The 26,845-nt window shown below is 52.4% G+C and carries 17 protein-coding genes; 12 read left to right on the plus strand and 5 right to left on the minus strand.

What is annotated here, in order from left to right:
• Positions 1-319 precede the first annotated feature (319 nt).
• Positions 320-5,482, plus strand: a complete 5,163-nt coding sequence (locus G006_RS0118480) for a RecQ family ATP-dependent DNA helicase (protein WP_020484713.1) — start codon at positions 320-322, stop codon at positions 5,480-5,482.
• A gap of 116 nt (positions 5,483-5,598) precedes the next feature.
• Here the strand turns inward: G006_RS0118480 and gatB are convergent, their stop codons facing one another.
• From gatB to gatC, 4 genes are read right to left on the minus strand one after another with little or no spacing between them, the layout of a single operon-like run.
• Positions 5,599-7,038 (minus strand): Asp-tRNA(Asn)/Glu-tRNA(Gln) amidotransferase subunit GatB, encoded by a 1,440-nt coding sequence (gene gatB, locus G006_RS0118485; RefSeq protein WP_020484714.1) that lies wholly within the window; start codon positions 7,036-7,038, stop codon positions 5,599-5,601.
• Between the two features lie 18 nt (positions 7,039-7,056).
• Positions 7,057-7,659 (minus strand): Uma2 family endonuclease, encoded by a 603-nt coding sequence (locus tag G006_RS0118490; RefSeq protein WP_020484715.1) that lies wholly within the window; start codon positions 7,657-7,659, stop codon positions 7,057-7,059.
• 13 nt (positions 7,660-7,672) lie between these two features.
• Positions 7,673-9,124: an Asp-tRNA(Asn)/Glu-tRNA(Gln) amidotransferase subunit GatA gene (gene gatA, locus G006_RS0118495; protein WP_020484716.1), complete on the minus strand. Its 1,452-nt coding sequence runs from the start codon at positions 9,122-9,124 to the stop codon at positions 7,673-7,675.
• Positions 9,125-9,132: 8 nt separating this feature from the next.
• Positions 9,133-9,420 (minus strand): Asp-tRNA(Asn)/Glu-tRNA(Gln) amidotransferase subunit GatC, encoded by a 288-nt coding sequence (gene gatC, locus G006_RS0118500; protein ID WP_020484717.1) that lies wholly within the window; start codon positions 9,418-9,420, stop codon positions 9,133-9,135.
• A gap of 114 nt (positions 9,421-9,534) precedes the next feature.
• Here gatC and G006_RS0118505 point away from each other — a divergent pair, with 114 nt between their 5' ends.
• From G006_RS0118505 to G006_RS0118555, 10 genes are all read left to right on the plus strand, one after another.
• A complete protein-coding gene (locus G006_RS0118505) occupies positions 9,535-10,578 on the plus strand; it encodes a rod shape-determining protein (protein WP_020484718.1) in 1,044 nt (347 codons plus the stop codon).
• Between the two features lie 167 nt (positions 10,579-10,745).
• Entirely contained in the window at positions 10,746-11,642 is an 897-nt protein-coding gene (mreC, locus tag G006_RS25945) for a rod shape-determining protein MreC (protein WP_081607973.1), read from the plus strand.
• Entirely contained in the window at positions 11,629-12,117 is a 489-nt protein-coding gene (gene mreD, locus G006_RS0118515) for a rod shape-determining protein MreD (RefSeq protein ID WP_020484720.1), read from the plus strand. Before mreC ends, mreD begins: the two co-directional genes overlap by 14 nt.
• Before the next feature lie 6 nt (positions 12,118-12,123).
• Positions 12,124-13,974, plus strand: a complete 1,851-nt coding sequence (gene mrdA / locus G006_RS0118520; protein WP_020484721.1) for a penicillin-binding protein 2 — start codon at positions 12,124-12,126, stop codon at positions 13,972-13,974.
• A complete protein-coding gene (gene rodA, locus G006_RS0118525; protein ID WP_020484722.1) occupies positions 13,971-15,101 on the plus strand; it encodes a rod shape-determining protein RodA in 1,131 nt (376 codons plus the stop codon). The genes mrdA and rodA overlap by 4 nt, the downstream gene beginning before the upstream one ends.
• A 7-nt stretch (positions 15,102-15,108) precedes the next feature.
• Entirely contained in the window at positions 15,109-16,092 is a 984-nt protein-coding gene (gene mltB, locus G006_RS0118530; protein ID WP_020484723.1) for a lytic murein transglycosylase B, read from the plus strand.
• Positions 16,093-16,277: 185 nt separating this feature from the next.
• Positions 16,278-17,972 (plus strand): FHA domain-containing protein, encoded by a 1,695-nt coding sequence (locus G006_RS0118535; RefSeq protein WP_020484724.1) that lies wholly within the window; start codon positions 16,278-16,280, stop codon positions 17,970-17,972.
• 397 nt (positions 17,973-18,369) lie between these two features.
• On the plus strand, positions 18,370-18,789 hold the full coding sequence (locus tag G006_RS0118545; RefSeq protein ID WP_020484726.1) for a hypothetical protein: 420 nt from the start codon (positions 18,370-18,372) through the stop codon (positions 18,787-18,789).
• Between the two features lie 461 nt (positions 18,790-19,250).
• Positions 19,251-19,664 carry a very short patch repair endonuclease gene (locus G006_RS0118550; protein WP_020484727.1) on the plus strand — a complete coding sequence of 138 codons (414 nt, stop codon included), beginning with the start codon at positions 19,251-19,253 and terminating at the stop codon, positions 19,662-19,664.
• A 34-nt stretch (positions 19,665-19,698) separates the two neighbouring features.
• Complete coding sequence (locus G006_RS0118555; RefSeq protein WP_020484728.1) at positions 19,699-21,681, plus strand: BbrUII/HgiDII family restriction enzyme; 1,983 nt, start codon at positions 19,699-19,701, stop codon at positions 21,679-21,681.
• Here the strand turns inward: G006_RS0118555 and G006_RS0118560 are convergent.
• Entirely contained in the window at positions 21,678-22,715 is a 1,038-nt protein-coding gene (locus G006_RS0118560; protein WP_020484729.1) for a DNA cytosine methyltransferase, read from the minus strand. The two genes, G006_RS0118555 and G006_RS0118560, sit on opposite strands and share 4 nt — an antisense overlap.
• A gap of 441 nt (positions 22,716-23,156) precedes the next feature.
• Between G006_RS0118560 and G006_RS0118565 the strand changes: the two genes are divergently transcribed.
• On the plus strand, positions 23,157-26,840 hold the full coding sequence (locus G006_RS0118565) for a hypothetical protein (protein WP_020484730.1): 3,684 nt from the start codon (positions 23,157-23,159) through the stop codon (positions 26,838-26,840).
• Positions 26,841-26,845: the final 5 nt, after the last annotated feature.

The raw sequence follows: 26,845 nt of genomic DNA on the forward strand, positions 1-26,845 counted from the left end.
GCGAGATCAAAAATCACGCTTTCGATGGAGGCAATTTAATTTTGAGGGATGCTGTAGTACTAAATGAGAGGCATCATTTCGAATTTGTTTGATTACATTAAACAGTCTACGCCCACTTTTTTAGGCAAGAATTCTGGAAAAGTCAGGATGTCAGCGCGATTGGCTAAGCTAAGCTAGGCAAGACCCGTTTGTTGCGCTATGGTTAATGCCCGCTTCCTCCGGCCCAATAGCTTCGTCTAGCGGGTTGGCCGAATAGCACTAAGCAATTATCAGTCGTCGCTAACCTAAACATCTAAGTCCATCCCCATTCCTCGACACAATGGCTCAACCACCCGACAGAATTCGAGCCAAGTGCCTTTGCATCGACATAGAAACCGCGCGGCAGGATAGCTTAAAGCTGCGGGAGATTGGTGCGTATCGCCCGGACACCGATGCCCGCTTGCGCTTATCAGGTAAAGCTGCCGACTTGCGGCAAAAGCTGGATCAGATCAGCGAAGGCGCGGCGTTTGTGTTGGGGCATAACGTGATTGCCTTCGATCAACCGGCTCTATCGGTATTGCATCCGGATTTGGTGCTGCATCGTTTGCCCTTGGTCGATACGCTGGAACTGTCGCCGGTGGCTTTTCCTCAAAATCCCTATCACCGCCTGGTGAAGGACTACAAACTCTGTACCACCACCCGCAACGATCCGGTTCGGGACGCGGAACTGGCTTACGAGCTGTTTCTGGATCAGGCTGGCGCCTTGCGACAGCGGGTGGCCGATCAGCCTGACGAAGCGCTGTGTCTGCATTTTTTATTGGCGCCGGAAAACGGAAAGGGCGTGGCGAATTTTTTTGCCAGCTTGCGCGCCGCGTTGCGGCCTTCCTTGCCTGATGCCCAAGCAGCCTGGCAACGAGCTACCGAGGGTAAGGCGTGCCGCGCTGGGCAGCTACAAATCGTCAATCACTATTTGCCCGATCCTGCTTGGCATAAGTCTTTGGCTTATGTGCTGGCCTGGCTGCGAGTAGCGGGCGGCAATTCGGTGTTACCGCCCTGGGTGAGTTTGTCCTTCCCGAAAACGCGGGAGTTAATCGCGACCTTGCGCGATGTGCCTTGTGGCGATGCCGAGTGCGACTGGTGTCGGGAGCAGCATGATCTGTCGCAATTGTTGCCGCGCTATTTTCCTGGCATCACCCAGTTCCGGCAGACGCCGACTACCGAGGACGGTCAGTCCTTGCAACAAGTCATCGTCGAACACGGCTTTGCCGGCACTCCGACCCTGGCGATTCTGCCAACTGGCGGCGGCAAGTCCTTGTGTTATCAATTGCCGGCGCTGGCGCGTTTTTATCGCAACGGCAGCCTGACGGTGATTGTCTCGCCGCTGCAATCCTTGATGAAGGATCAGGTGGATAACCTGGAAGCGCGGGGCATCACCTGCGCCGGCTACATCAACAGTCTGCTGAATCCACTGGAACGGCAGGTGATGCTGGATAAGTTGCGCTTGGGCGATTTGGGTTTGATCTTTGTCGCGCCGGAACAATTTCGCAGCAGCGCATTTGCCAAAGCCTTACAGCATCGTGAAGTCGGCGCTTGGGTATTCGACGAAGCGCATTGTTTATCCAAATGGGGTCATGATTTTCGGCCGGATTATTTGTACGTGTCGCGTTTTATAAAAACCCGGCAAAAGGATAAGCCGTCACCGGTGTTTTGTTTTACCGCCACCGCCAAGCCGGATGTGGTGCAAGACATTGTGGAGCATTTTCGCAAGCGCCTGGGTATTACGCTGGCGTGTTTGACCGGCGGCGTCAGCCGCGAAAACCTGCTGTACGAAGTACACGCGGTGCCGGCCCAAGCCAAATACCCGGAAGTGCTGCGTTTGCTGGAGCAAAGCTTGCGCGACGAGGGCGGTGCCATCGTGTTCTGCGCCCGGCAGAAAACCGTGGAGGAAACGGCCGAATTTTTGAAACAGGCCGGTGTGGATTGCGGCTATTTTCACGGCGGTATGCAGCCCGAGCAAAAGCGTCAGGTGCAGGAAGCTTTTATCGCCGGCGAGCTTCGGGTAATCGCCGCCACCAATGCCTTTGGTATGGGCGTGGATAAGGCCGACGTGCGCTTGGTGATTCATTTGGATACGCCGGGCTCGCTGGAAAACTATTTGCAGGAAGCCGGTCGGGCCGGTCGTGATCAAGATCCTGCGCGTTGTGTGTTGCTGTATGACGATGCCGACCTGGATGTGCAGTTTCGCTTGCTGCGTAATTCCAAGCTGACGCAACACGATATTTCCGCGATTTTAAAAGCGCTGCGCAGCATCGAGCGCAAAGACCGCAGCGAAGGTTCGGTGGTAGTCACCAGCGGCGAAATATTGCTGGAGATTCCGGACAAGCACGGCATCGATCCCGACGCCGCCGATGCCGACACCAAAGTCCGCATTGCGGTGGCCTGGCTGGAAGAAGCGCGCTTGCTGGAGCGTCAGGAAAATCATACCCGGGTGTTTCCGGGTAGCTTGCAGGTTGCCAGTCTCGAAGAAGCCCAGGTTTTGCTGCAGAAAAAGCTGGGTCCGAATACCAATATCGAGCCTTATATGGCGCTGTTGTCGCAGTTATTTTACAGCGAAGACGACGAAGGCATTAGTACCGACGACTTGATGTTGGCTACCGGCCGCAACTCTCACGAAGTGCAGAGCATGTTACGGGAGTTGGATCGTTTTAAGCTGGTCTCCAACGATACCGAAATCGGCGTGACCCTGTACCGCGATCCCGACACGGTCGATAGGCTGGCGGACTTGCGCAAGCTGGAAGACGCCTTGATCGCCAGCATGCGCGAGGCCGCGCCCGATGCCGACCAAGAGCAATGGCAGATTCTGAATGTGCGACGGCTCTGCGATACCTTGCGGCGCGATGCCGGCGTGGAATTGACGCCGGACAAATTGACCCGCTTGATGAAATCGTTTGCCGAAGCCTTTGGCGATAGTAGCAGCCAGCGTGGTTTTTTCGCGTTGCGTCCGTTCGGTCAGGATAACCGCTATCTTAAATTGCTGCGTAGCTGGCAGGACATCGACCTGATTCGGCACAAACGCATGCGGCTGGCTCAGGCCTTGCTGAATTATTTTCTAGCACAACGCCAAGGCAATAATTTGCTCGTCACCTGCAAGCAAGGCGATTTGGAGGTGGCTTTGCAAGCCGATCTGACTTTGCAGGATCTGGAGGTGCGTGATTGGCAGGTGGCTTTGGCAGCAGCGCTAATCTATCTGGACAGCAATGAAGTTTTGCATCTGGCACGCGGCAAGGCAGTATTTCGGGCGGCGATGAGTATCCAGCTCAATGCCGAAGCCCGGCGCCGACAGTTTAAAAAATCCGATTACGCCGAACTGGCTTTGCACTACAAGGACAAGATTATCCAGGTCCATGTGATGGCGGAATACGCCCGGCTGGCGCTGGGCAAGATTCAGGCGGCGATGGCATTTATCGTCGATTACTTTGCCATGGACAGACCCGAATTCGTGCGCCGCTATTTTGCAGGCCGCCAGGATATTCTGGAAATGGCCACCACCGAAGCCGCGCATCGGCGCATTCTCACCGATCTGCAAAATCCCGATCAGCAAGCCATCGTTGCTGCGCCGCCCGAGGGTAGTCAGTTGGTGTTGGCCGGCCCCGGTTCCGGTAAGACCAAGGTCATCGTGCATCGGGTGGCCTGGTTGCTGCGCGAATGCATGGTGTTGCCGGAAGATATTATGGTGCTGAGTTACAACCGCTCGGCGGCGCTTGAAATTCGCAAACGCTTGTGGGCCTTGATTGGTGCCGATGCCTCCGGCGTCACGGTGCAAACCTTGCACGGCTTGGCAATGCGCTTGACCGGCACCAGTTATGCGGTGGCTGCCGAACATGGTGAGAGCGTTGATTTTTCAGCGGTGATCAAAAACGCCACCGCGCTGTTAAAACAAGCGGAGCAGGGCGACGAACTTGGGCCGGGCATCCAACGTGACCGCTTGCTGTCCGGTTTGCGTTATTTATTGGTTGACGAATATCAGGACATCAACGCCGAGCATTACGAGCTAATCAGCGCGCTGGCCGGTAGAGCCATCAATAGCGAGGACGATAAATTGTCCTTGTTGGCGGTGGGTGACGATGATCAAAACATCTATGCTTTTGGCGGCGCGAATGTGCGTTTCATCAAACAGTTTGCCGTGGACTATCAGGCAAAAACCTACTACCTGATCGAAAATTACCGCTCCACGGCGCAGATCATCCATTGCGCGAACCGGGTGATTGCCCCGGCGCGGGAGCGGATGAAAACCCAGCATGCAATCCAAATCAATTACGCGCGCAGGGATGTGGTGGATGGTGGCGAATTTGCCGAGCTGGATAGTTTGACTCAAGGCCGCGTGCATATTCTGGAAACGCCAGCGTCGTTGGATGGCGAAGTCCAGGTGGCGTCGGTCGAGCTGTTAAGGCTGAACACCTTGGCAAACGCGGGCCAAGTCAGCCATTGGGGCCGGTTTGCGGTGATTGCTAGACATTGGGACACGCTGGAGCCGCTGGCAGAATTGTGTCGGTTGCTAGGCATTCCGGTAAGGCTGATGCGCGACGATTATTTGCTGAATTTGCATGCCACTAGGGAAGGCCATAGTTTGCTGGCCCTGTTGAATAAGCAAAGGCGAACGGCCCGCAAACCAAGGGTGTTGCTGCGTTGGGGATCGTTGTCGCGCTGGTTCAAACGCCGCTATCGGCAAAATGTGAATGAGCTGATCGAACATCCTTATCTAGCCATGCTGGCGCAATTCATCATCGCCGCCGAGGTCGCCGCGCCGGGTTGCCAGCAGGTGGTCAGCAACCTTGTCGATGCACTCTACGAATTCGGTTTCGGCAGCCAGTCCGGTGAAAACGACAGCCGGCATGCGCCGCTACTCTTATTGACGGCGCATCGTGCCAAGGGCTTGGAGTTTGATCATGTCCTGATTCTGGATGGTGGTGGCTGGCAGCAAGCAAGCGACGAGGAGCGGCGGCTGTTTTATGTAGCGATGACGCGCGCCCGCAAAACCCTAACTTTGTGCGCCAAGCAGGGCGGGCGGCATGCTTTTGTCAGAGACTGCGAAGCGCTTTGCGTTAAAACCCAACCGCAACACGCGTTGGAGTTTCAGCGGCTGGGGCAACGCACTTGGACGGCGGATCTTGGGCAAATCGTGTTGTCTTGGCCCGGCTACTTTCCTCCCGGTAAGCCGATCCACCGGGCGATTGCCGCGTTGGATGTGGGTAGCGAGTTGATTTTGCGGGCCAGAAGCGATGGGCAAGCTGGTTGGGAGATAGCCGATTTAAATGGCATGGCAGTTACCCGGATGGCACAGGCTTTTGCGCCGCCAAAAGGCGACATCGTTAAGGTGCGGGTTGCTGCCATTTCGGTTAGACATAGAACCGCCGTGAATACCGAAAATTTGCGTTGCGAGCATTGGGAAGTGGTGTTGCCGGAAATTCTATATTTGCCGAGTTCAAATGTCGGAAAGACCTAAATTTTTCGGCACCGATTTCTTCGTTCCCGCGTATGCGGGAATCCAGGAAAGCCAAAATTCTGGATCCCCGCTTGCGCGGGGATGACGATAAATTCAGTGATTGGGAGGTGGCAGACCTAGCTTTTCAGCTTGGCAATCAACATCTTGTTCACTTCGCCCGGATTGGCCTTGCCTTGGGTTTCTTTCATGATTTGCCCAACTAAGGCCATCAAAGCCTTGTCCTTGCCGGCTCGGTATTGTTCGACTGGTACCGGGTTGGCGGCGATGACTTTGTCGACGATCGTTTCTATCGCGCCGCTGTCGGTGATCTGCTTCAAGCCTTCTTTTTCGATGATCTCGTCGGCGCTGTCGTTGCTGTTCCAAAGCTTGTCGAATACCTGTTTGGCGGTTTTGCCGGAAATCGTGTTGTCGGCAATGCGTTTGATCAAGCCAGCCAAACGGTCGGCACTGACCGGGCAATCGCTGATTTCCAGGCCGGCTTTGTTCAATGCGCCGAGCACGTCGCCGGTCAGCCAGTTGCCGGCCAGTTTGGCTTCGCCGCCGGAGGCTTTGACCACGGCTTCGTAAAAATCGGCCAGTTCGCGGGATGAAGTCAAGGTCGTGGCGCTTTCGTTATCCAGGGCGTATTGATCGATGAAACGCTGCTTCTTAGCATCCGGCAACTCCGGCAGGGTCGCACGGATTTCGTCCTTCAAACTTTCTTCGATCAACACCGGTAACAGATCGGGGTCGGGGAAGTAACGGTAGTCGTTGGCTTCTTCCTTGCTGCGCATCGAGCGGGTTTCGTCTTTGTTGGCGTCGTAAAGCCGCGTTTCCTGAACTACTTTGTTACCGCTTTCGATTACATCGATTTGCCGCTCAATTTCGTGATTGATGGCTTTTTCCACGAACTTGAAAGAGTTGATGTTTTTGATTTCGGCGCGGGTGCCGAATTCCTTTTGGCCTTTGGGGCGCACCGAGACGTTGGCGTCGCAGCGGAACGAGCCTTCCTGCATGTTGCCGTCGCAGATTTCCAGGTAGCGCACCAGTTCGTGCAGTTTACGCATGTAGGCCACGGCTTCCTTGGCGGAACGCATGTCCGGCTCGGAAACAATTTCCAACAGCGGTGTGCCGGCGCGGTTCAGGTCGATACCGGTCAAGCCGTGGAAATCCTCGTGCAGGGATTTGCCGGCGTCTTCTTCCAGATGGGCGCGGGTGATGCCGATGCGTTTTTCGACGCCGTCGACTTCAATGTCCAGATGGCCGTTGCCGACGATGGGCAGCTCGAACTGACTGATCTGATAGCCTTTCGGTAAGTCCGGGTAGAAGTAGTTTTTGCGGGCAAATACCGAGTGTGGCGCGATTTCGGCATCGATCGCCAAGCCGAAAGTCACGGCCTTGCGGACCGCGTCTTTGTTCAGCACCGGCAATACACCGGGCAAGCCTAAATCCACTGCACACGCCTGAGTGTTAGGCTCGGCGCCATAAGCGGTGGCTGCGCCGGAGAAGATTTTGGATTTAGTGGACAGTTGGGTGTGGATTTCCAAGCCGATGACGGCTTCCCATTGTGAGTTCATTCTTGGTTCCTTTAAAGCTTATTCGGCAAAAACGTCGTTCAAGTCGATTTGCAGGTCGGGGAATAAATGCGGGGTGGCGATTTCGTTGCCGGGATACAGGCCGCGTAATTGGTATTTGCCGTGCTCGTCTAGCACAAATTGCTGCACGATCTGCTCGTAGGGGAATACCAGCCAATATTCGCTGACACCGCTTTCTTCGTATAAATCGTATTTCAGGCGAACTTCTTTGCGGCTATTGCCCGGCGACAGTACTTCAATGATCCAATTGGGTGCGCCGTCGCAACCTTGTTCGGTCAGTTTGTCCTTGTCGCAGATCACGCAAAGATCGGGTTGCACGACGCTGAAAGCTTCGCGGTCGGTCAGTAGCGATTTGCGGCGGTCGTAAAGCTTGACGTCGAAGGGGGCAATAAAGACTTCACAACTTTTGTGCAAGAAGTAGTTGTCAATTGGTCGCAGTAACTTAAGCGCAATCCTTTGATGCTTGACATTTGGTGCAGGCGACATCGCCATGATCTTGCCCTTGATAAGCTCGACCGATTCTTCGAGCTGCCAGGTCAAATAATCCGCGTAGCTATAGGTGCCGTTCGGGTCCAGTTGCGATAGTTGCGTGATAGGCGCCATGTTGCCTCCCGTGCTACTCGAAGCCTTTCGGTAGTTGCAAATGCCAGTCGGTCACTTGTTGATAGCGATGGCCGACATTCAGCAATTTAGCTTCGCTGAAATAATTGCCAATGACATGCAAACCCACCGGCTTGCCGTTTATGAAACCTGCCGGAATCGACATGGCTGGTAGGCCGGCCAGGTTGATGGCTATCGTGTAAATGTCTTCCAGATACATCTGAATCGGATCGCTGGTTTTTTCGCCGATACGAAAGGCGGTGCTGGGGGTAACCGGGCCCATCAATACATCGACTTCGCTCAAAGCTCGCTTGAAGTCATCGCTGATCAGGCGGCGTACTTGTTGAGCTTTTAAGTAATAAGCGTCGTAATAACCGGCCGACAGCGCATAGGTGCCCATCAGGATACGGCGTTTGACTTCCGCACCGAAGGCTTCGCCGCGCGAGCGAGTGTACAGGTCAGTCAATTCTGCCGGATTTTGGCAACGGTAGCCGAAGCGCACGCCGTCGTAACGCGAGAGGTTGGACGAACATTCGGCCGAAGCAATGACGTAATAGGCGGGAATGGCCAAGTTCAGGTTGGGCATGTCCACCTCTTTGACTTCCGCGCCGAGTTTTTGGTATTCGGCGATGGCGGCCTGGATGGCGGCAGCCATTTGGCTGTCGAGTTCGGCGCTAAAAAACTGTTTTGGCAGACCGATCTTCAAACCTTGCAAGCTATCGTTCAGGTCCGCGCTATAGTCAGGCACCGCTTGATTCACGCTGGTGGAGTCTTTAGGATCGAAGCCGGCCATGATTTGCATCAACAGAGCGGCATCTTCGGCGCTCCGGGTCATCGGTCCGCCCTGATCCAGACTGGAAGCGTAAGCGATCATGCCGTAGCGCGACACCCGGCCGTAAGTCGGTTTTAAACCAGTGATGCCGCACAATGCCGCAGGCTGGCGAATCGAACCACCGGTATCGGTGCCCGTCACGGCAGGTGCAAGGCGCCCCGCAACTGCCGCCGCCGAGCCGCCGGACGAGCCGCCGGGGACGCAATCAGTCGCCCAAGGGTTGCGCACCGGCCCGTAGAAGCTGTTTTCGTTGGACGAACCCATCGCAAATTCGTCCATGTTCAATTTGCCCAGCATCACCGCGCCGGCGCTGTTGAAATGATCAACCACGGTGGCGTCGTAAGGGGCGATGAAATTGTCCAGCATTTTCGAGCCGCAGCTGGTTTTAGTGCCTAGCGTGCAGAAAATGTCTTTTTGGGCGATGGGGATGCCGGCAAGTGGTCCGGCGTTACCAGTGGCCAGCAGTTGATCGGCGGCTCTCGCTTGTAGCAAGGCGCTTTCTGCGCTAACGGTGATAAACGCATTTAAGTCTTGGTGCTGGCTTATGCGGTCCAAGAAGAATTGGGTGAGTTCAACGCTGGAAAATTCTTTACTGCGCAGCCCGGCTGCCAGTTCGCTAAGGTTTTTTTTGTGCATAATCGTCCTTAATCGATGACTTTCGGAACCAGGTACAATCCGGCTTCGGTTTGCGGGGCTATGGATTGGAAATGGTCGCGTTGGTCGGTCTCTGTCACCGCATCTTCGCGCAGACGTTGCATTTGATCCAAGGGATGCGCCATTGGTGTCACGCCGTCGGTATTTAACTGGCCCATCTGGGTCATTAATTCCAGTACGCCCGATAGGTCTTTTGCATAGTGTTCGACATCTTGTTCAGCAATGCCCAGCCTTGCCAGGTGAGCGATTTTTTTAACGTCATTCGCCGTTAACGACATTCTTCTAACTCCAGGTTTTCTTAGTAAAACTATGATACTTTATATCTTGCTCAAATACCTGCTTGATTGTTAAAGTAGTGGGATTTTCCGTGTGCGCTTAGGGTACTGCTTACAATGTTTAAAAGAATTCGTGGCCTTTTTTCCAATGATTTGTCGATCGATTTGGGTACGGCAAATACGTTAATTTATGTTCCAGGCCAGGGAATCGTACTCAACGAGCCTTCCGTGGTGGCGATCAAGGAAGACAAAATTCGCGGCCAAAAAACCATCGCTGCTATCGGGGCGGATGCCAAAAGCATGTTGGGCCGCACGCCCGGTAATATCACCGCTATTCGGCCGTTGAAAGACGGCGTGATTGCGGACTTCGCCGTCACCGAGCGCATGCTGCGGTTTTTTATCAAAAAAGTCCACGAAAACAAGCTGTTGCGGCCCAGTCCGCGGATTTTGATCTGCGTGCCTTGCGGCTCGACCCAGGTTGAACGCCGCGCGATTCGTGAATCGGCGGCCATGGCGGGTGCTAGAGAAGTGTATTTGATCGAAGAGCCGATGTCCGCTGCTGTTGGCGCCGGTTTGCCGGTGGATACCGCGCATGGCTCCATGGTTTTGGACATAGGTGGGGGCACCTCGGAAGTGGCGGTCATTTCTTTGAACGGTATTGTTTATTCCGCCTCAGTCCGAATTGGCGGCGATCGCTTCGACGATGCCATCATCAGCTATGTGCGCCGCAACTATGGCACCTTGATCGGCGAAGCAACAGCCGAAAAAATCAAACATCAAATCGGCGCGGCCTATCCCGGCAGCGAAGTGCGCGAGATGCAGGTCACCGGCCGTAATCTGGCCGAGGGCGTGCCGCGCAGCTTTTCATTGAACAGCAATGAAATTCTGGAAGCCTTGCAAGAACCATTATCCGGCATAGTCAGCGCGGTGAAAGTGGCGTTGGAACAAACTCCGCCGGAACTGGGTGCGGACGTGGCCAGTCGCGGTATTGTGTTGACGGGCGGTGGCGCATTGTTAAAAGACATCGATCGTTTGATTTCCGAAGAAACCGGCTTGCCGGTCTACATTGCCGATGATCCTTTGACTTGTGTAGCGAGAGGCGGCGGTATGGTGTTGGAAATGTTGGATTCGAAAGGTGCGTCGGCGTTCTCTCTGGAATAAGCGCTGAGCTGAAGTATCTCTAAAAGGCCGCTGTAATCGCGAAAAGCGGCTACAGCGGCCTTTTCTACGAAATTTGTGCCGCTCGGCGATGAAAGTGCCTTGAAGCGGAAGTCCATATGCTTACTTTCGCGTCAATTGACGCCGGTCTTGATTGTTAGAGGTTTGCCATAAAACTCTTATTTGCCAAAGGCCCTTCACTTAATACCCGTTTACTGGTGGCATTGCTGGTATCAATTTCGATGTTAGTGATTGATTATCGTAGCGAGCGTCTGGACCGGTTGCGCTCCTTGTTATCGGTGTTCACTTATCCATTACAGTCGCTGGCCAGTCTGCCGGTGGATTTTTACCAGACAGTGTCCGGAACGGTCATTTCTTTTGTGGAGCTGCAAAAAGAAAACCGCCGCTTGAAAGAAGCTCAGTTCGTCAACGATGCGAAATTATTGAAATTCGCGGCCTTGGAAAAGGAAAACACTCGTCTGCGGATGTTGCTGGAAAACTCCTTTCAGCTTGGCGAGCAGGTGCTGGTAGCCGAACTGGTTTCGGTAAAACTGGCGCCTTACGAACATACGGTGGTGGTCAACAAAGGCTCCCGTTTTGGCGTGCATCCGGAACAACCTGTTTTGGATGCCAACGGTATTGTTGGGCAGGTGGTGCGGGCCTTACCGTCCAGCTCGGAAGTGATGCTGATCACCGATCCCGACCATGCCATCCCGGTACAGGTCAACCGCAACGGTTTGCGTACCATCGCTTTCGGTACCGGCCAACCCAACCGTCTGCATTTGCCGTTTCTGGCGAATAACGCCGATATCGTGCCGGGTGATTTGTTGGTTACCTCTGGGCTTGGCGGGGTGTTTCCGGCCGGTTATCCGGTGGCGGTAGTGGATAAGTTCGAAGCCAGGCCGGACAAATCCTTTGCCAATATTTACGCCACGCCAAAGGCGGAATTGGATAAAAGCCGCGAGTTTTTGATCGTCTGGAGCCACTCCACCCCGGTTGTGCTAGGGGAGTCGGCGAAAGCCGCGGTCGAACCTGAATCCAAGGATGCAGAACATGTCGCGCCTTGATTTTGCCGCCACCGTTTACTTCATCGCTACCATAGGCGCGGCGATGGTGCTGCGGGTAATGTCGCTGTTTCCCAGTATGGATGTATTCAATCCGGACTGGATCGTATTGGTGTTGATTTATTGGTCCATTGCCTTGCCGGAACGGTTTGGCGTATTCAGTGCCTGGTCGATAGGCTTGTTGACTGACGTGTTGACCGGTCGCTTGCTGGGCCAGTACGCCTTGATCTATGCGCTGATTTGCTATTTCAGTATCAACGAGCATCGGCGTTTGCGGCAATTTCCGATGGTGCAGCAATGCTTATTTGTGTTTTTGTGTTTGTTTGCGTCGCAGAGCATTATTTTCGGCACGGAAAGCATGCAAGCCGGCAACCGCTTGTCGCTGTCGTTCTGGTATCCGGTGTTATCCGGGACTTTGGTATGGCCGCTGGTGTTTGTGGTGTTGCGCTATATCCGGGTGATGGCGCGCATCTTTTAACGGGGCATGGATAGAAAATTCGCCATCAAGGATCCGCTAGCGGAGAGCCGCTTGTTCCTGAGCCGCATCGTCGCGGCGTTTATCTTGATCCTGTTTTTGATCGCCGGTTTGGTGGTGCGCTTGGTGTATTTGCAGGTGGTCGGTCACGAGCACTATGCGACGCTATCCAAGGATAATCGCATCAAAATTTCGCCACTGCCGCCCACCCGTGGTGTGATTTACGACCGCAAGGGCCGAATGCTCGCGGAAAACGTGCCCACCTACAGTTTGGAACTGATTCCGGAACAGATCGAAAATCTGGACGACACGCTAGTCAGACTGCAAAAGCTGCTGGACATTTCCGAAGAAAAAATCGATCTGTTTCAAAAGCAGCGTAAGCGCAACAAATCCTTTACCAGCACGCCGTTACTGCAGAATCTGAGTGACGAAGAAGTCGCCAAATTCGCGGTGGTCAGACCGTATTTTCCCGGCGTCGATGTCTACGCCCGCTTGGTACGGCATTACCCTTACGGCGATTTGGCTTCTCATGTGGTCGGCTACGTGGGCCGGATCAACGAGAAGGAAATGCAAACCTTGCCGTTAGCGAAATATCGGGGTACTAATCACATCGGTAAAACAGGCATCGAAAAAACCTACGAGGAGCATCTGCTGGGTACCGCCGGCTATGAAGAAATAGAAACCAATGCCCAGGCCAGGGCGGTGAATACCGTGGCCACGGTGGAGCCGGTAGCCGGGTCCAACATCTATCTGACCTTGGACATCGACCTACAAAAAATCGCCTACGATGCGTTGTCTGAGTATAACGGCGCGGCGGTGGCGATTGAGATCAAGACCGGCGGCGTACTGGTGTTCGCCAGCAGGCCCGGTTTCGACCCTAATCCGTTTGTATCGGGGATTTCCGGCAAAGAATATAAGGCCTTGCAGGATTCGCCGGATCAGCCGCTCTATAATCGGGCCTTGCGTGGCCAGTATCCGCCCGGCTCGACGGTGAAACCGTTTTTGGCCTTGGCCGGTCTGGAATACGGTGTGACTGAATTCAACCATCGCTTGTTTTGTCCCGGCTATTACAAATTGCCGAATGTTGACCACAAATACCGGGACTGGAAAAAATGGGGACACGGCATGGTGGATATGAACGACGCGATTACCCAGTCTTGCGACGTCTATTTCTACGATCTGGCGCTGGCGCTAGGCATCGATAAAATGCATGCGTTCATGGACAAGTTCAGTTTCGGCCGGAAAACCGGGATCGATTTGGTCGGTGAAGTTGACGGCTTGATGCCGTCCAAGGAATGGAAAAAACATTACCGCAGTCAGGCCTGGTTTCCCGGCGAAACCCTGATTACCGGGATCGGCCAAGGCTACACGCAAGCGACGCCGCTGCAATTGGCACACGCGACTGCGACTTTGGCCAATTACGGCAAGGTCATTACGCCGCATCTGGTGCACAGTATTATCAGCGCCGACTATGCCGACTTGATCGGCGGCAAAGCCGATGCGCTGATTCCGCTGAAAACTCAAAACGTCGATAACATTATCAGGGGTATGACCAACGTGGTGCACGGATCGCGGGGCACCGCCGGCCGCTTGGCCAAGGCCATTACCTATCAAATTGCCGGCAAGACCGGCACCGCGCAGGTTTTTACCATCAAGCAGGAAGAGAAATACAACGAGGACGCCATCGATTTTAAAATGCGCGACCATGCTTTGTTCATAGCCTTTGCGCCGGTCCACGATCCGCAAATCGCGGTGGCGATTATCGCCGAGCACGGCGGTCACGGCGGCTCCGTAGCGGCGCCTATCGCCGGCGAAATTATCGATGCCTATCTGAATCAGAAAAAGGAGGCGCAGCCATGAGAAACGAAATGCGCAACGAACAATTCCAGCCGCCGTCGCTGCTCGGTAATTTGCTCCGAAAGTTGCATATCGATATTCCGCTTTTTATAGGTTTGTTATTGATTTGCGCGGCCAGTTTCGTGATTTTATACAGCGCGGGCGGGCAAGAGGTGCCCTTGTTGATTCGGCACGCTACCCGTATGGGTTTCGCCATTTTATTGATGATTGTGCTGGCACATATCAACCCACGGCGCTTCCAAAGTTTTTCGGTGGCCTTGTTCACGGTGTGCGTGCTGTTGCTGCTGGCGGTGGCGGTGATGGGGCAGATCAGTATGGGTGCTCAGCGTTGGCTGGATCTGGGTGTTTTTCGTTTTCAGCCTTCCGAATTTACCAAAATCAGCGCGCCGATGATGGTGGCCTGGTATCTATCGGAGCGCGCCTTGCCGCCCAAGCCCAAGCACGTGTTAGGCGCGGCGACGCTTTTGATCGTGCCGGTTTTGCTGATCGCTAAACAACCGGACTTGGGTACCTCGTTACTGGTTGCTAGCTCCGGGGCGGCGGTATTGTTCTTTGCCGGCTTATCCTGGTGGTTCATGCTGGGCATTGTGGCTTTGCTGGCGTCTCTGACACCGGTGCTGTGGCACTTCATGCGCGAATACCAACGGAATAGAGTATTGACGTTTATGAATCCGGAAGCCGATCCGATGGGCGCCGGTTACCATATCATCCAGTCCAAGATCGCCATCGGTTCCGGTGGGATAAACGGCAAGGGCTGGCTGGGCAGTAGCCAGGCGGAGCTGGATTTTCTGCCGGAAAGCTCTACGGACTTTATCTTTGCGGTGTTTGCCGAGGAGTTTGGCCTGTTCGGCTGCGTTGGTCTGCTGGTTTTGTATTTATTGGTCATCAGCCGTTGTTTTTATATCGCAGTGCAAGCTCAGGATACCTACTCGCGCCTGCTGGCCGGCAGTCTAGCGTTCACTTTTTTTGTGTATGTCTTCGTGAATATCGGCATGGTGATCGGCGTGTTGCCGGTAGTCGGTGTGCCGTTGCCGTTGATCAGCTATGGTGGCACTTCAATGGTAACGCTGATGGCCGGCTTCGGTATCCTGATGTCTATCCATACCCACCGTAAATTACTACCCGTCTAATTGGCTTATGAAAATTAATAAGAATATATTCAGCTGGCTATTGGCAGCCACGTTGTTCGCCGCTGGTTCGGCATCTGCTGAAATCGCTGAAACCGACAGTTTCAAGCAATTTATCCACAACATGGTCAAACAGCAGCATTTCAACGAAGCTGAATTGCGAAACCTGTTTAAGGCTGTGCAAATCCAGCAGCCCATTCTGGATGCGATGTCCAAACCGGCGGAAGGTAAGCCCTGGTTTCAGTACCGCGAAATCTTCATGACCGAAGCCCGGATCGCTGGCGGGGTGCAGTTCTGGAAAGACAACGAAGCAGCTTTGAAAACCGTGGAAAGCCAATACGGCGTGCCGGCCGAAATCATCATTGCCATCATCGGTGTGGAAACCAAATACGGCGCGCATACCGGAAAATACCGGGTGATTGACGCGTTGGCGACCTTGGGTTTTGCCTATCCGCCGCGCAGCGAGTTCTTCCTGAAAGAACTGGAGCAATTCCTGGTGTTGGCGCGCGAAGAGCATATGGACCCGTTGCAACCTATGGGTTCTTATGCCGGTGCGATGGGCTTGCCGCAATTCATGCCCAGCAGTTTTCGCGGCTATGCCAAGGACTTTGATCTGGACGGCAAACGCAATATCTGGACCAATAGCGCCGACGCCATAGCCAGCGTGGCCAACTATTTCGTGCGCAACCAATGGCGACCCGGCGGGGCTGTGACTTACCCGGTCAGTGCGCGCGGCGATGCCCACAGGCAAGCGCTAAGCAAGGGCGTTAAGCCTGACACAACTGTCGGCGAATTGCGCCGCCTTGGAGTGGATGTTCCTGCACAATTAGCCGCTAGCGAAACCGTCAAGCTGCTGGCTTACCAGCAACAGGTGGGGGAAGATTTATGGGTGGGTCTACATAATTTTTATGTCATCACGCGCTACAACCATAGCCCGCTATATGCGATGGCAGTGTATCAACTCAGCCAGGCCATAGCCGCGCGCAAGGCCTAATAACCACGATACGCATTGTTGGGCTATGCTTGCTCGGCACTGGCGAAACCAAACTTGCCGGCGTTAAGGCGGTATGGTGCCATCACCGATAACAACAGGCGATTAATGCGTGTATTCGCTAGAGACTCGATTACAGACTGATAAGCAGACCTGGCGTAGGCGCGCTGTAGCGATGAGGCAAGTTGATGGAAGACGATAAAACCGTTTTCATGGGAGTCAGTCCGTTTAAAGCACCGGAAGCGGATGCTGATCGCACCGTATTGGCCAAGCCGGAAACGCTTCTGGTTGAGTTACTGAATATCAGCGGACAAGTGATCGCCAGTTATGCGTTCGAAAACAGTTTCAGTGTTGGTCGTGCCCAAGAGAATTCGGTGGTTGTCAACGATCAATCCATAAGCCGGCATCATCTGGAAATCAAGCGTGAGTCCGATGGTTGGTGGGGGTATGACTTAAACAGCACGCACGGCGTGTATCTGGACAAACAACGGCTGGCTGCTAAAACCAAGTTGCATTTGCCGGTGTTGTTGGGCCTGGGTGTTTCGCCGTTTGAACTAAAAATCGCCTCCGCGAATGTAAAACCCGTTTTGCCCACCCCCAAAGACGATGCCACCTTATTTGCCGTCGCGCCAACGCCTGTTTTAAATCAGCCCAAAGCCCCACCTCCCAAACCGCAGCAGAACTTATCGGCCGATGCCATCAAGAATCGCCTGCTGTCCGATGAAGAATCTGCGGATATGGGCGATTACACCCGCATGGTGCGGCGGGTGATCCGCGAGGACAGAACGGTCAGAACCAAAAATTACAAAAAACTGATTTGGTCCTTGGGAATCTTGTTTGTGATAGCCGCCGGCTTGGTGACTTATCAATATCTGGCGCTGGACAATGCCCGCAAGCTGGCGATCAATATGTTTTACGACGTAAAAACCTTGGAAGTCAGTTTGTCGCAAGCCGACATGCGACTGGCGGAGAATGTCGAGTCCTTGGCCAAAGCTTTTGAAGAATTAAAGGACGAAAAATTAAAAGTCTCGCAAGAGCGCATCAAAGCCGAGCAGGCAAAAATTCTGGAAGAGAAAAAACGCTTAGCAGAGGAACGGCAAAAGCTGAAACTGATGAAAGCCAAATATCAGGAGTATCTAAAGGAAATCGATTTTCTGCGCCTGAGCTTTCCGACCGATGAACAATACGAACGCGAGTTGATCACCCGCGTGGTCAGGGGTTTCGGCGAAAGCGAGTTGGAATTGCCGGACGAGTTTGTCACCCAGGTGCGGCAATACATCAAGAACTGGCAGGACACCGGTCGGTTGCGCGTAGCTATTAAAAACATGCAAGATAACCAATATGGCGTGATGGTCTTGGATGCGCTGGATAAGGAAGGGCTGCCGGCTTATTTTATGTATTTGCCGCTGCAGGAAAGCAATTACGACACCAAGGCGATAGGGCCGGAGACGCGTTTTGGCATTGCCAAGGGTGCCTGGCAATTTTTAGCCACCACCGGACAGGAATACGGTTTACCGCCCGGACCGCTGGCGAATGTCAGGGAATACGACGAGCAGGACGCGCGCTTCGACTTTGCTCAGGCCACTCAAGCTGGCGCTAAATACCTGAAATATATCTACAGTAAGCAAGCGCAGGCATCAGGATTATTGGTAATGGCCAGCTATAACTACGGTCACAATAAAGTGCGCGGCATGGTGGAAAAAATGCCGGACAACCCGCGCGACCGTAACTTTTGGAAGTTCATCCAGCAATACGAAATTCCGCTGGAAACCTACGATTATGTGTTTTACATCGTGTCGGCCGCAGTGATAGGTGAAGACCCTAAGCATTTCGGTTTTGATTTCAGCCCGCCGCTGTTACAAATATCTCAGGCCGTTAATTGATAGGTCTGATTTAATTCGGTAGCTTCGATAACACTGGGTATGTTGCAGCACACAAGCTTGGGCTTGAACCTAGCGGCATATTCCGATGCGGAACGCCAGCCGTAAACTTCCGACGTCATACAGACACTTTGTGCTGGTCAGTGGCAATGCGGGGTGGTTCATCGAAGCCTTCGGAACGCTTGACGGAGACGGAAAGCTTTCCAACGTTTCCGCAATCGATGTCTATCCGTTTGCCGCCCCCAAGAACTTCGGATACTGGGCTGGCACTGGACCGGTTAATCCTTGAAGTCCAGAAATACCTTTGTTATGGCTATCAAAGCGAGCCATTACTTCGGCAAGACAGCGCTTATTGGTACACCCCATTCAATTCTCTACCCACCACCACAAGGAAACAACGATGAGTATGACGCTTTGGTTGAATATCCGTAACGGCGAAACTTACGAGAGCAACGGCGAAGATCATTCCGCTGTCTTCTACCTGCAAGAGCCACTGGATGCGTTGGCTCACAAACTCAATGTCACCCCGCTTAGCGCCTTTTATGATGATACTGACGTTCGCTATAACATGGACGAAACCGGCGAGTTTGAAGACTGCGAAGAAGGCTGGTCGGCATCAGTCGCCAATTGGTTTCCGGCCGCAGTCGTATTGTCTTCGGTATCCGTGATATTGGACCACCTGCAAACCAATCCTAACGCGTTAACGACCACAGACGGCTGGAAGCAAGACGATGTCATTGACGAGCTTACCGATTTTAAGTCCGAACTTGAGCGTGTCGCAGCGCAGTCAAACACGGTCCATCTATGTATCGTCATGTGATGCCTGGCCTGGTAATCAAACGGACCTGCGCAAAAAAAGTGCAGATCCGTTATTTCTAAGGTCGATCTCAAGGCGTCCGAATGGCTGACTAAAGCGGAAATTTGTGCCGCTGTTTGACACCATGGTACCTGTAAGGATGTGGCGGCTCCCGGGCTGGGCTCGGGCGATTTACAATCGATCAAGAACAAAGTAGACGCTGACTGATCAATTTCGACCGATTGTGTTGAAAAAGTCGGTTTTCGGTGAATTTAGGCCAATTTTTCCTACTCTCGTATTTTCAACCTATTGTTTTCAATAGGTAATAATTTTTATAAAAACAGCTCCTTTCACAAAAGAGCCCGTTTTCAACACAATCGACCCAATTCTGACAGTGGACTGCATAAATGAGATGACTATAATTTGGCGTTAAGCGGACGTTGAATCAATTTTTGTGCATGATTCCGACCCGCTAACATTAGCGTGTGGTTATTTTGGATACAATTACCATAGAAAAACGCAGCGAAATGATGAGCAAGGTCCGGAGCAAAAACACCTCTCCGGAACTTGCCGTCCGTAAGTTGGTTTTCGCCCTCGGTTACCGCTACCGCCTGCACGGTAAAAACCTACCCGGCAAGCCGGATTTGGTTTTTCCAGGTAAGAAGAAGGTCATCTTCGTGCATGGCTGCTTTTGGCACGGGCACGACTGTAAGCGCGGTAGCGTACCGGCGACAAACAAAGAATTTTGGCTTCCTAAACTGCAAAAGAACAAATTACGCGATTCGGAAATACTTAGCCGGCTAGACAATATGGGTTGGAAAACTTTGGTTATTTGGCAATGCCAACTGAAAGATAAAGATGCTTTAAAAAATGCAATAGACAATTTTTTAAAAAATTAGTCGTATTATGACACGCCATTATTAAGGAAAACTAATGACGGAATTCGCTTTTAAAATCGATTTGAACGTGCTTAATCATTTAGGCTTAGGGTTATACAGCAGCACACCAGCTGTTTTAACGGAAATTATCGCCAATGCTTACGACGCCGAAGCTACGGAGGTGACTATTTCAATCGATAAAACTCGGCATATTATTACAATTACCGACAATGGCCACGGCATGTCGGAAATTGACTTGCAAAATAAATTTTTGAATGTCGGTTACGCAAGGCGGAATTTTTCCGACTTTACGCTTACCGAAAAGCGACGCGTTATGGGCAGAAAGGGTATAGGAAAATTGGCTATGTTCTCTTTAGCCGATGTGGTTAATATTTCGACTAGGCAAGATGGAAAAGATGCTTTAGGGGTTTCGGTAAACGTGCCGGATTTAAAAAATACCATTAATAAACACCAAGAGTATAAGCTTAACTCTGTAACACCTTCCAATAAACTCAACGACTCTCACGGGACAGTGATCGAGCTGTCGGAATTAAATAAGACAACTACCTCGGCAACGGAGTCAAATTTAAAACTTAGGTTGGCTCGACGCTTCAGCATTATAGGAAATAGTGCTGAACTACCTTTTAATATTTATATCGATGGTGAAAAAGTCACAGTAGCCGACCGTGGATTTCATGAGGATGTGCAATTTTTTTGGAGTTTCGGCGGAACCGAGGCGGACGAGAATTTAAGACTATGTAAGAATCTCGCCGTCGATAAAGATACAAAAGTACAAAGAGTTATGTTGCTTGACTCTTCCGTTACCAGCGATACCGAATTGTCACTCCGAGGGTATATCGCTTCGGTTACCAAACCGAAACAGCTGAAAGAAAAAGAAACCAACATCAACCAAATATCGATTTTCGCCAATGGACGTGTTTTCCAGGAAGACGTGCTGCCGATACTGAGCAACAGCGACCATTTCAACAGCTATTTGGTCGGCGAAATTCATGCCGATTTTTTGGATCAGGATGACGTGGATAGAGCGACGGCTAGCCGGGAAGCGATCAAACAAAACGACCCGAAATTCATGGGTTTGATTAGTCATTTAAGAAGTCAGATGCAAAGAGTAGCCGGAGCATGGGACGAATGGCGCAAGGCTTTGGGATACGAGAATCTGCCGGATAAGAATCCGTTTGTTGAGGATTGGCTTAATAGTCTTATCGACAAACGGGATAGAAAGTCGGCTGAGAAATTAATAATGAGTGTTTATAACAATCAATTCTCACCAGACCAAAAGCAAAACGACGAATATAAAAAGGATTTATATAGAAGCACGATTATCGGTTTCGAGAAGCTTAAAGCCAAAAAACAATTAGCAAAACTGGAAGCTATCAGTAGTGTTACGAGTCCTGAATTTCAAGCTATATTTCAGTCGCTAGATGACATGGAGGAAACCTATTACTGGGATATAACCAACAATCGCCTACATATCATAGAGAAATTCAAAAAAATCGTAGATAACAAAGAACTCGAAAAAGTCGCGCAAGAGTATCTTTTCGAGCACTTATGGCTTCTCGATCCAACTTGGGACAGAATTAAAGGATCCGAGCATTTGGAATTAACATTGACCGCTGAATTAAAGAAAGCCAGACCCGATGCCGATAGCGGTGCCAGAATTGATATCGCTTATAGGAACAGCGCTGGTCGTCAGATTATTATCGAACTCAAGAAGCCCGGAATAACTCCGGATTTTTACAAATTATTGAAGCAAGCGAAGAAATATAAAGATGCCGTGAAGCAGTTCCTTGTCGAACATCCGGATACTTTCCATGGTTCCGTAGATGCTATCGATATATGCTTATTGCTCGAAAAGGATATTGCAATGGATGAAGATCAAAAAAATATGCTTCAGAGTGCAAATGCCAGGATTGTTACTTATAAAGGCTTAATCGAAAACGCATTTAGGGTGTATCAGGAATATCTAAATGCACATCAAGAAGCCTCAAAAATCGAACAATTGGTGCAAAAAATCTAATTCAATGATTCCAAATGCTTCAAAATCACTTCGCCTTGTTGCCTAATAAAATCCGGTGGCAAGGCGTTTCCTATCATCAACGCAGCGGAGTCTTTGCCTCTGCGTAATGAAAAATAGTAATCTTTAGGAAAGGTTTGCAGCAATGCGGCTTCCCTTAAAGTAATTGCTCGGTTTTCTTCCGGATGCAAAAAACGGCCTTTCGACGGATTATGACACCCGCCGGTTATGGTTGGTGAAACGTCGTTCCAACTCATTCTGCCGTACACATCCCTAAATCCATTCGGATACCGTTTATGGCATTCCAACCAATATTCCAGCGGTAAATCCGATCGGCTACCGCCGTCTTTAGGTACCAATGAAATCATTTTATTGACTTTCTCAGACCGGTTGTCCGGTAAGTCGTGCAGCGGATCACCGCTATAGCCTGCTTTCGGTAACCAGGCTATAGCCTCCTTTACCGTGGTTTTGGCTTCAGCCGGTTTTGGTTGCTCTACCGCGCCGAATCGGCTGGCTGTAAAAATCATGCGCTTGCGTCTTTGAGGGATGCCGTAATCGGAAATATCGTCGATACGTAAATTTGAATCGCCGATCCTATAGCCTAAGTCTTCGAGTTGCGCGATTGCACTAGTCATTCTTATGTCTTTCGCAAGTGCCGGCACGTTTTCCAACATTACACATTTGGGCAGGAACACCTTTACCCAGCGAACGAATTCGAAAACAAGGTCATTACGTCGATCATCTACACTAGACTTTTTGTTTCTGGTCCTTAGCGATGAGAAACCTTGGCAAGGCGGACAACCAGCCAGTAATGATAATTCGCCGGGCTTCAATCCCAACGCCGACATCACTTCAGCTGGCGATAGGTTGCAAATATCATCTTCCAATAATAGGGTTCTTTTGTGGTTGTGGCGATAGGTTTCGGCCGCAATGTCGAGCAGTTCGACACCAGCAAGCACACGAAAACCGGCTTGCTCAAGCCCGCATGTCAGCCCGCCGGCACCACAAAATAAATCGATGGCTGTGTAATTTTTCATAACTTATATTGTAGTAATGCTTTGCATCGAACGCCATCTAAAGATAAAGGCCGTTCGATTAGCCATAGCAAAAGATTAGGGCAAAACTCCCTATATCCTACTGGCAGGCAGATGTTGGGCTTATTGCTGTCATTCCGACCATAACGCATCAGTCCGCTCATGGCCGAAGTCTGTCTTCCCTCGTAAGCCAACATCAAAAGGTTAAGGCCTAATCTGTATTCCACTGGGCGATACCCTATTGCGTCGCAGTTAGGCTTTACTGTTTCGGCACAACACCCTGTCATTAGTCCTCGGGCTGAAGAATTTGTGTTAGCCAAAATCTACCGGCGGTGCCGGCCAAGCTAAAGCGGAATTTTTTGCCGAGCTGTTTTATTATGGCGACTACAAGGATGTGTTCGCTCCCGGGCTGGCTCGGGTGTTTTTGACCGACAAGGATTTGCGATGCCTCCCTGCGCTGTATTCATTCGGCTGTTTTCGGCCTCTACTTGTTTCATTTTTCCCTGCCTGCTGATGATCGCTAGCGCTACTGTGTGTCAGGCCGCGCTAAATGACACACTCAATCTACCTATCAATCCCACGCCGCAGCAACCGGCCTTATTGCTCGAGTTGGGCAACGCACCACACGCACAGTCTCGCTCCTTACCTGGTGTCCAATTCATACAGGGTCAAGCGCTGCAAGAGCCGCAAGCCGGCGTTAGCTGGCAAGTCGAAAACGAAGCGGTGAACGTGCTGCATTCGGGCTTTGGCCAATGGCGAGCGGCTTTTCGTTTCAATTTAACCCAGCCAGTCGTCGCGGGCGATTTCCAATTTTGGGCGCGCTGGCGGCAGGGCGGCGATCCGAATGTTTGCATACAGACTTTTGACATCTGGGCGGGACCGGATGCCGGCCGGTTGGCGTTGCGCGGTAGTTTGTCGCTAAAACCTAAGGGCTGGGAATATGCTTGGATTACCGGCGATAAGTCGGTGCCGCTGCAAGCCGGCGATAGGGTGATCGCGATTCGTAATAGCGGCAACGGCCATGATGCCAAAGTGTTTGATGCGTTTTTATTGGCGTCGCCGTGGGCGGTATTGCCGTTTGCGGGTAGTGTTGATCAACCGGCGGTGCTGTTGGAATTGGGCAAAGCGCCGGCTTTGGCAGCGTTGCCCAAGCCGCGCTATCTTGACGTTGTTACAGGCAGTGCCACGGCGGGCCGCAATACCGGCGCACTGGCCACCGAGCAGGATGAAGCATTATTGTTTCATCAGGGCTTTGGTGAGTGGGGTGGACGTTTTCGCTTTGAATTACCGACAGCGCTTAAGCCTGGACAATACCAGCTATTGGCCCGCTATAAAAGCGGCGGCGAGGTGTCGCAGGTCAAACAAAGCTTCATCGTCAAGGCCGGAGCCAACCCTGAGGAGTTGGCGACTCGCGCCGAGTTTGCGCTGACCAATACCACGCCGTGGGAATACCAATGGTTGCCGGCTTCCACCAGCGTCACATTGTTGCCGGGCGACCGGTGGTTGGAAATCGAAAATAGCGGCAAAGCGGATGGTGCCAAAGTCTTCGATGCGTTTTTATTAAAACTGGATAAACCGCTGGGCGATTGGATGTCCGTCGAGCAGGCTCAAGCCAGAAATCGTTTCTTGGCGTTGACCAAGCCTGCCGCCGCAGGCCCGCGACACCTTTATCTGTTGGATGGCAAAGGTGAAAACGCCGAGATGTTGTTTCGCGGGTTGGCTGCGGATGTGGCGCGGCCATTCTATGAAAATTTGCCGGTGACCTATTTGATTGGCCCGGAAGCCGAAACAATGGCCAGGCGATTGAATATCGAGGTTCTGCCCGCAGCGGTAATCACCGACGATCATTTCACCGTGCTCGGGGTATTCACGCAGCCTAGGAACCAAACGGAGGTGGTCAAGTTTCTGGCCGAACCTGGCAAATTCGGCACGATGCCGAAACCAGCTCCAGTTGCTCCCTCGCAGCCAACTTCGCTGAACAATGGCGTGCCATCAGCGTGGCTGGTCGGCGGCTTGCAGGATGGGCAGGCCGGCCTGTCGGTGTTTGGCTTGGACACTGAAACTGTCTCAAGGCCCAATCCAGAACAACCGTATCTGAGTCTGGAAATGATGGGCGGCAAAATGCGCGATTGGCGCATCGCACTAACTCAGGCCAACGGTGAGACCGATATTGAAGCCAGCACCCAGCACGCCTATGGCTGGTCGCGCGGCACGGGGTATGCCCAGCTTTACGTTTACGCCGAACGGGCAACGCAAACGCATCTGCATTTGCGACATTCCGGTATCAAATCCGTCGGCTGGCTGGATGGTCAGTCTGTTACGTTTAGCGATGATCCGACGCCACCGGTCGGATTTGCCAACTCCATCGGCACGCAAGCCAAAGCTCTATTGCACGATTTGACCACCGAAGGCTTGCCGGCAACTGCATCAGCGGAGCGCACGCAGTTCCCGCATTTGGCGATGTTAAACCTGACGCCCGGCTGGCACAGCTTGTTGCTGAAATTGGTGATGCAACATGAGCAAGGGCAGCGCTTTTATTTCTCCGGTCTGTTTACCGATCCCGCCGGGCGGTCGCTGTCGGGCTTGAAAACTCAAATCGCCGATCCCGATGCCGATTTGGCTTTGCAACGTATCGCCGCCAAATTGCGGCCAATAATGTTCGTCGATGCCCCGGCCAACCTGCTGCATCCTGGGGATGCGGCGAAGTTAAAAGTGGATTTACGCTGGCAGCCGATTTTGGAAGAAACAACTTTACCGGTGCCGCTACTGCGCTTTCCGGCAAAGTTACGCCTGCGCATGGTTGATTACAGCGGTAAACAAATCGCCGAACGGGAAGTCACTGATACCTTTCCCGGTCAGGTCGAAGCCGATTTTGGCAAGCTTCATGAGGCGGGTTATTACGCGGTTTATCCGTCCTTGTATACGAACGACGGCCGCTTGATCATGCATCATCCGGCCGACGGTTTTAGTGTGGTCGGCGGCAATGCCGCCCAAAAGCAACGGCTGCCGCAAAAGAAACTCTGGAACAACGATTACTACGCGCTGGCAGACGGTGACAAAAGTTTTAGACAGTCTGGAGGCTATTTTGCCTGGCTGGAACGGATAGGGATTTTCAGAAGCTACGGTAGCTATCCGGGCTTTGATCCCGAATATAAGCCGCAATGGGAACAAGCCAAGCAGCGCGGCTTGCAGCTATTCGCCGATTCCTCCGGCGATAGCAATTGGTTGAACGACCAGCCTACTGACGGCCAAAACTTCATCAATTCTGCGGCCGCTTACACCCGCTATTTCAAAGCCACGAACGAAATAGACATTCGCCATGAAGCCGATTGGCAAAAGCTGCGCGAGCCGGCGCACTGGGTCGAACGGGCGAAATGGGAATACCAGTTGGCCCATCAAGCGCGCAGCGATGCGCATGTTGTCGGCGGCAGCCTGGTCAGGCCGGGCGAGGGTGATTGGTTTAAACAGGTGTTGCAACTAGGTCTGGATAATTATCAGGATGCTTGGGACGTGCACGCCTATCCGCAACAGCCGCCGCGTTTCGGCGGACCGATTGGCAATAGTTCCAGAGAAGATGAGCGGGGTGTGCTGGCTGCTCATACTAGCCTGGGTCGAAGCAACAAATTACCGTTCTGGCTAGGCGAAACCGGCGCCAAGGCCATGCACGGCTTCAGCGGCCGGCGCTGGCAGGCCGAGCAGGTGGCGAAAATCATCGCCTGGGTCAACAGCCGTCAGGATTATCTGGGCGTAGCGTTTTGCATCGCTCATGAATACGACTTGGCTTATGGTCGCTTCTGGGACTATTCCTTGGGTCACAAGCCCGGCGAAGCGGCGATGTATATCGCCGGCGCGTTGATCGACGGTTTGCCTTACCGTGCTGTAGATGCCCAGGACGGCAATATTCAGGCCGCCTATTTTGGCGATACCTTCATGATCTGGCGCACAGACGAAACCAGCAGCGTCTGGACCATGCAGCTAGAGCCTAGGAAAGCCTGGGTGGCGGTGGACGTGGTTGGGTATGCGGAAGACTTGGCCGTCGGTGCCGCGGGCCAAGCCTTTGTTTCCATTTCATCCAGCCCTATCTATGTGTTACCGCGCGCTGATTATCTAAATTTGATTCGCGATTAATAGCT

The organism is Methylomonas sp. MK1 (genome assembly GCF_000365425.1).
Lineage (GTDB): Bacteria > Pseudomonadota > Gammaproteobacteria > Methylococcales > Methylomonadaceae > Methylomonas.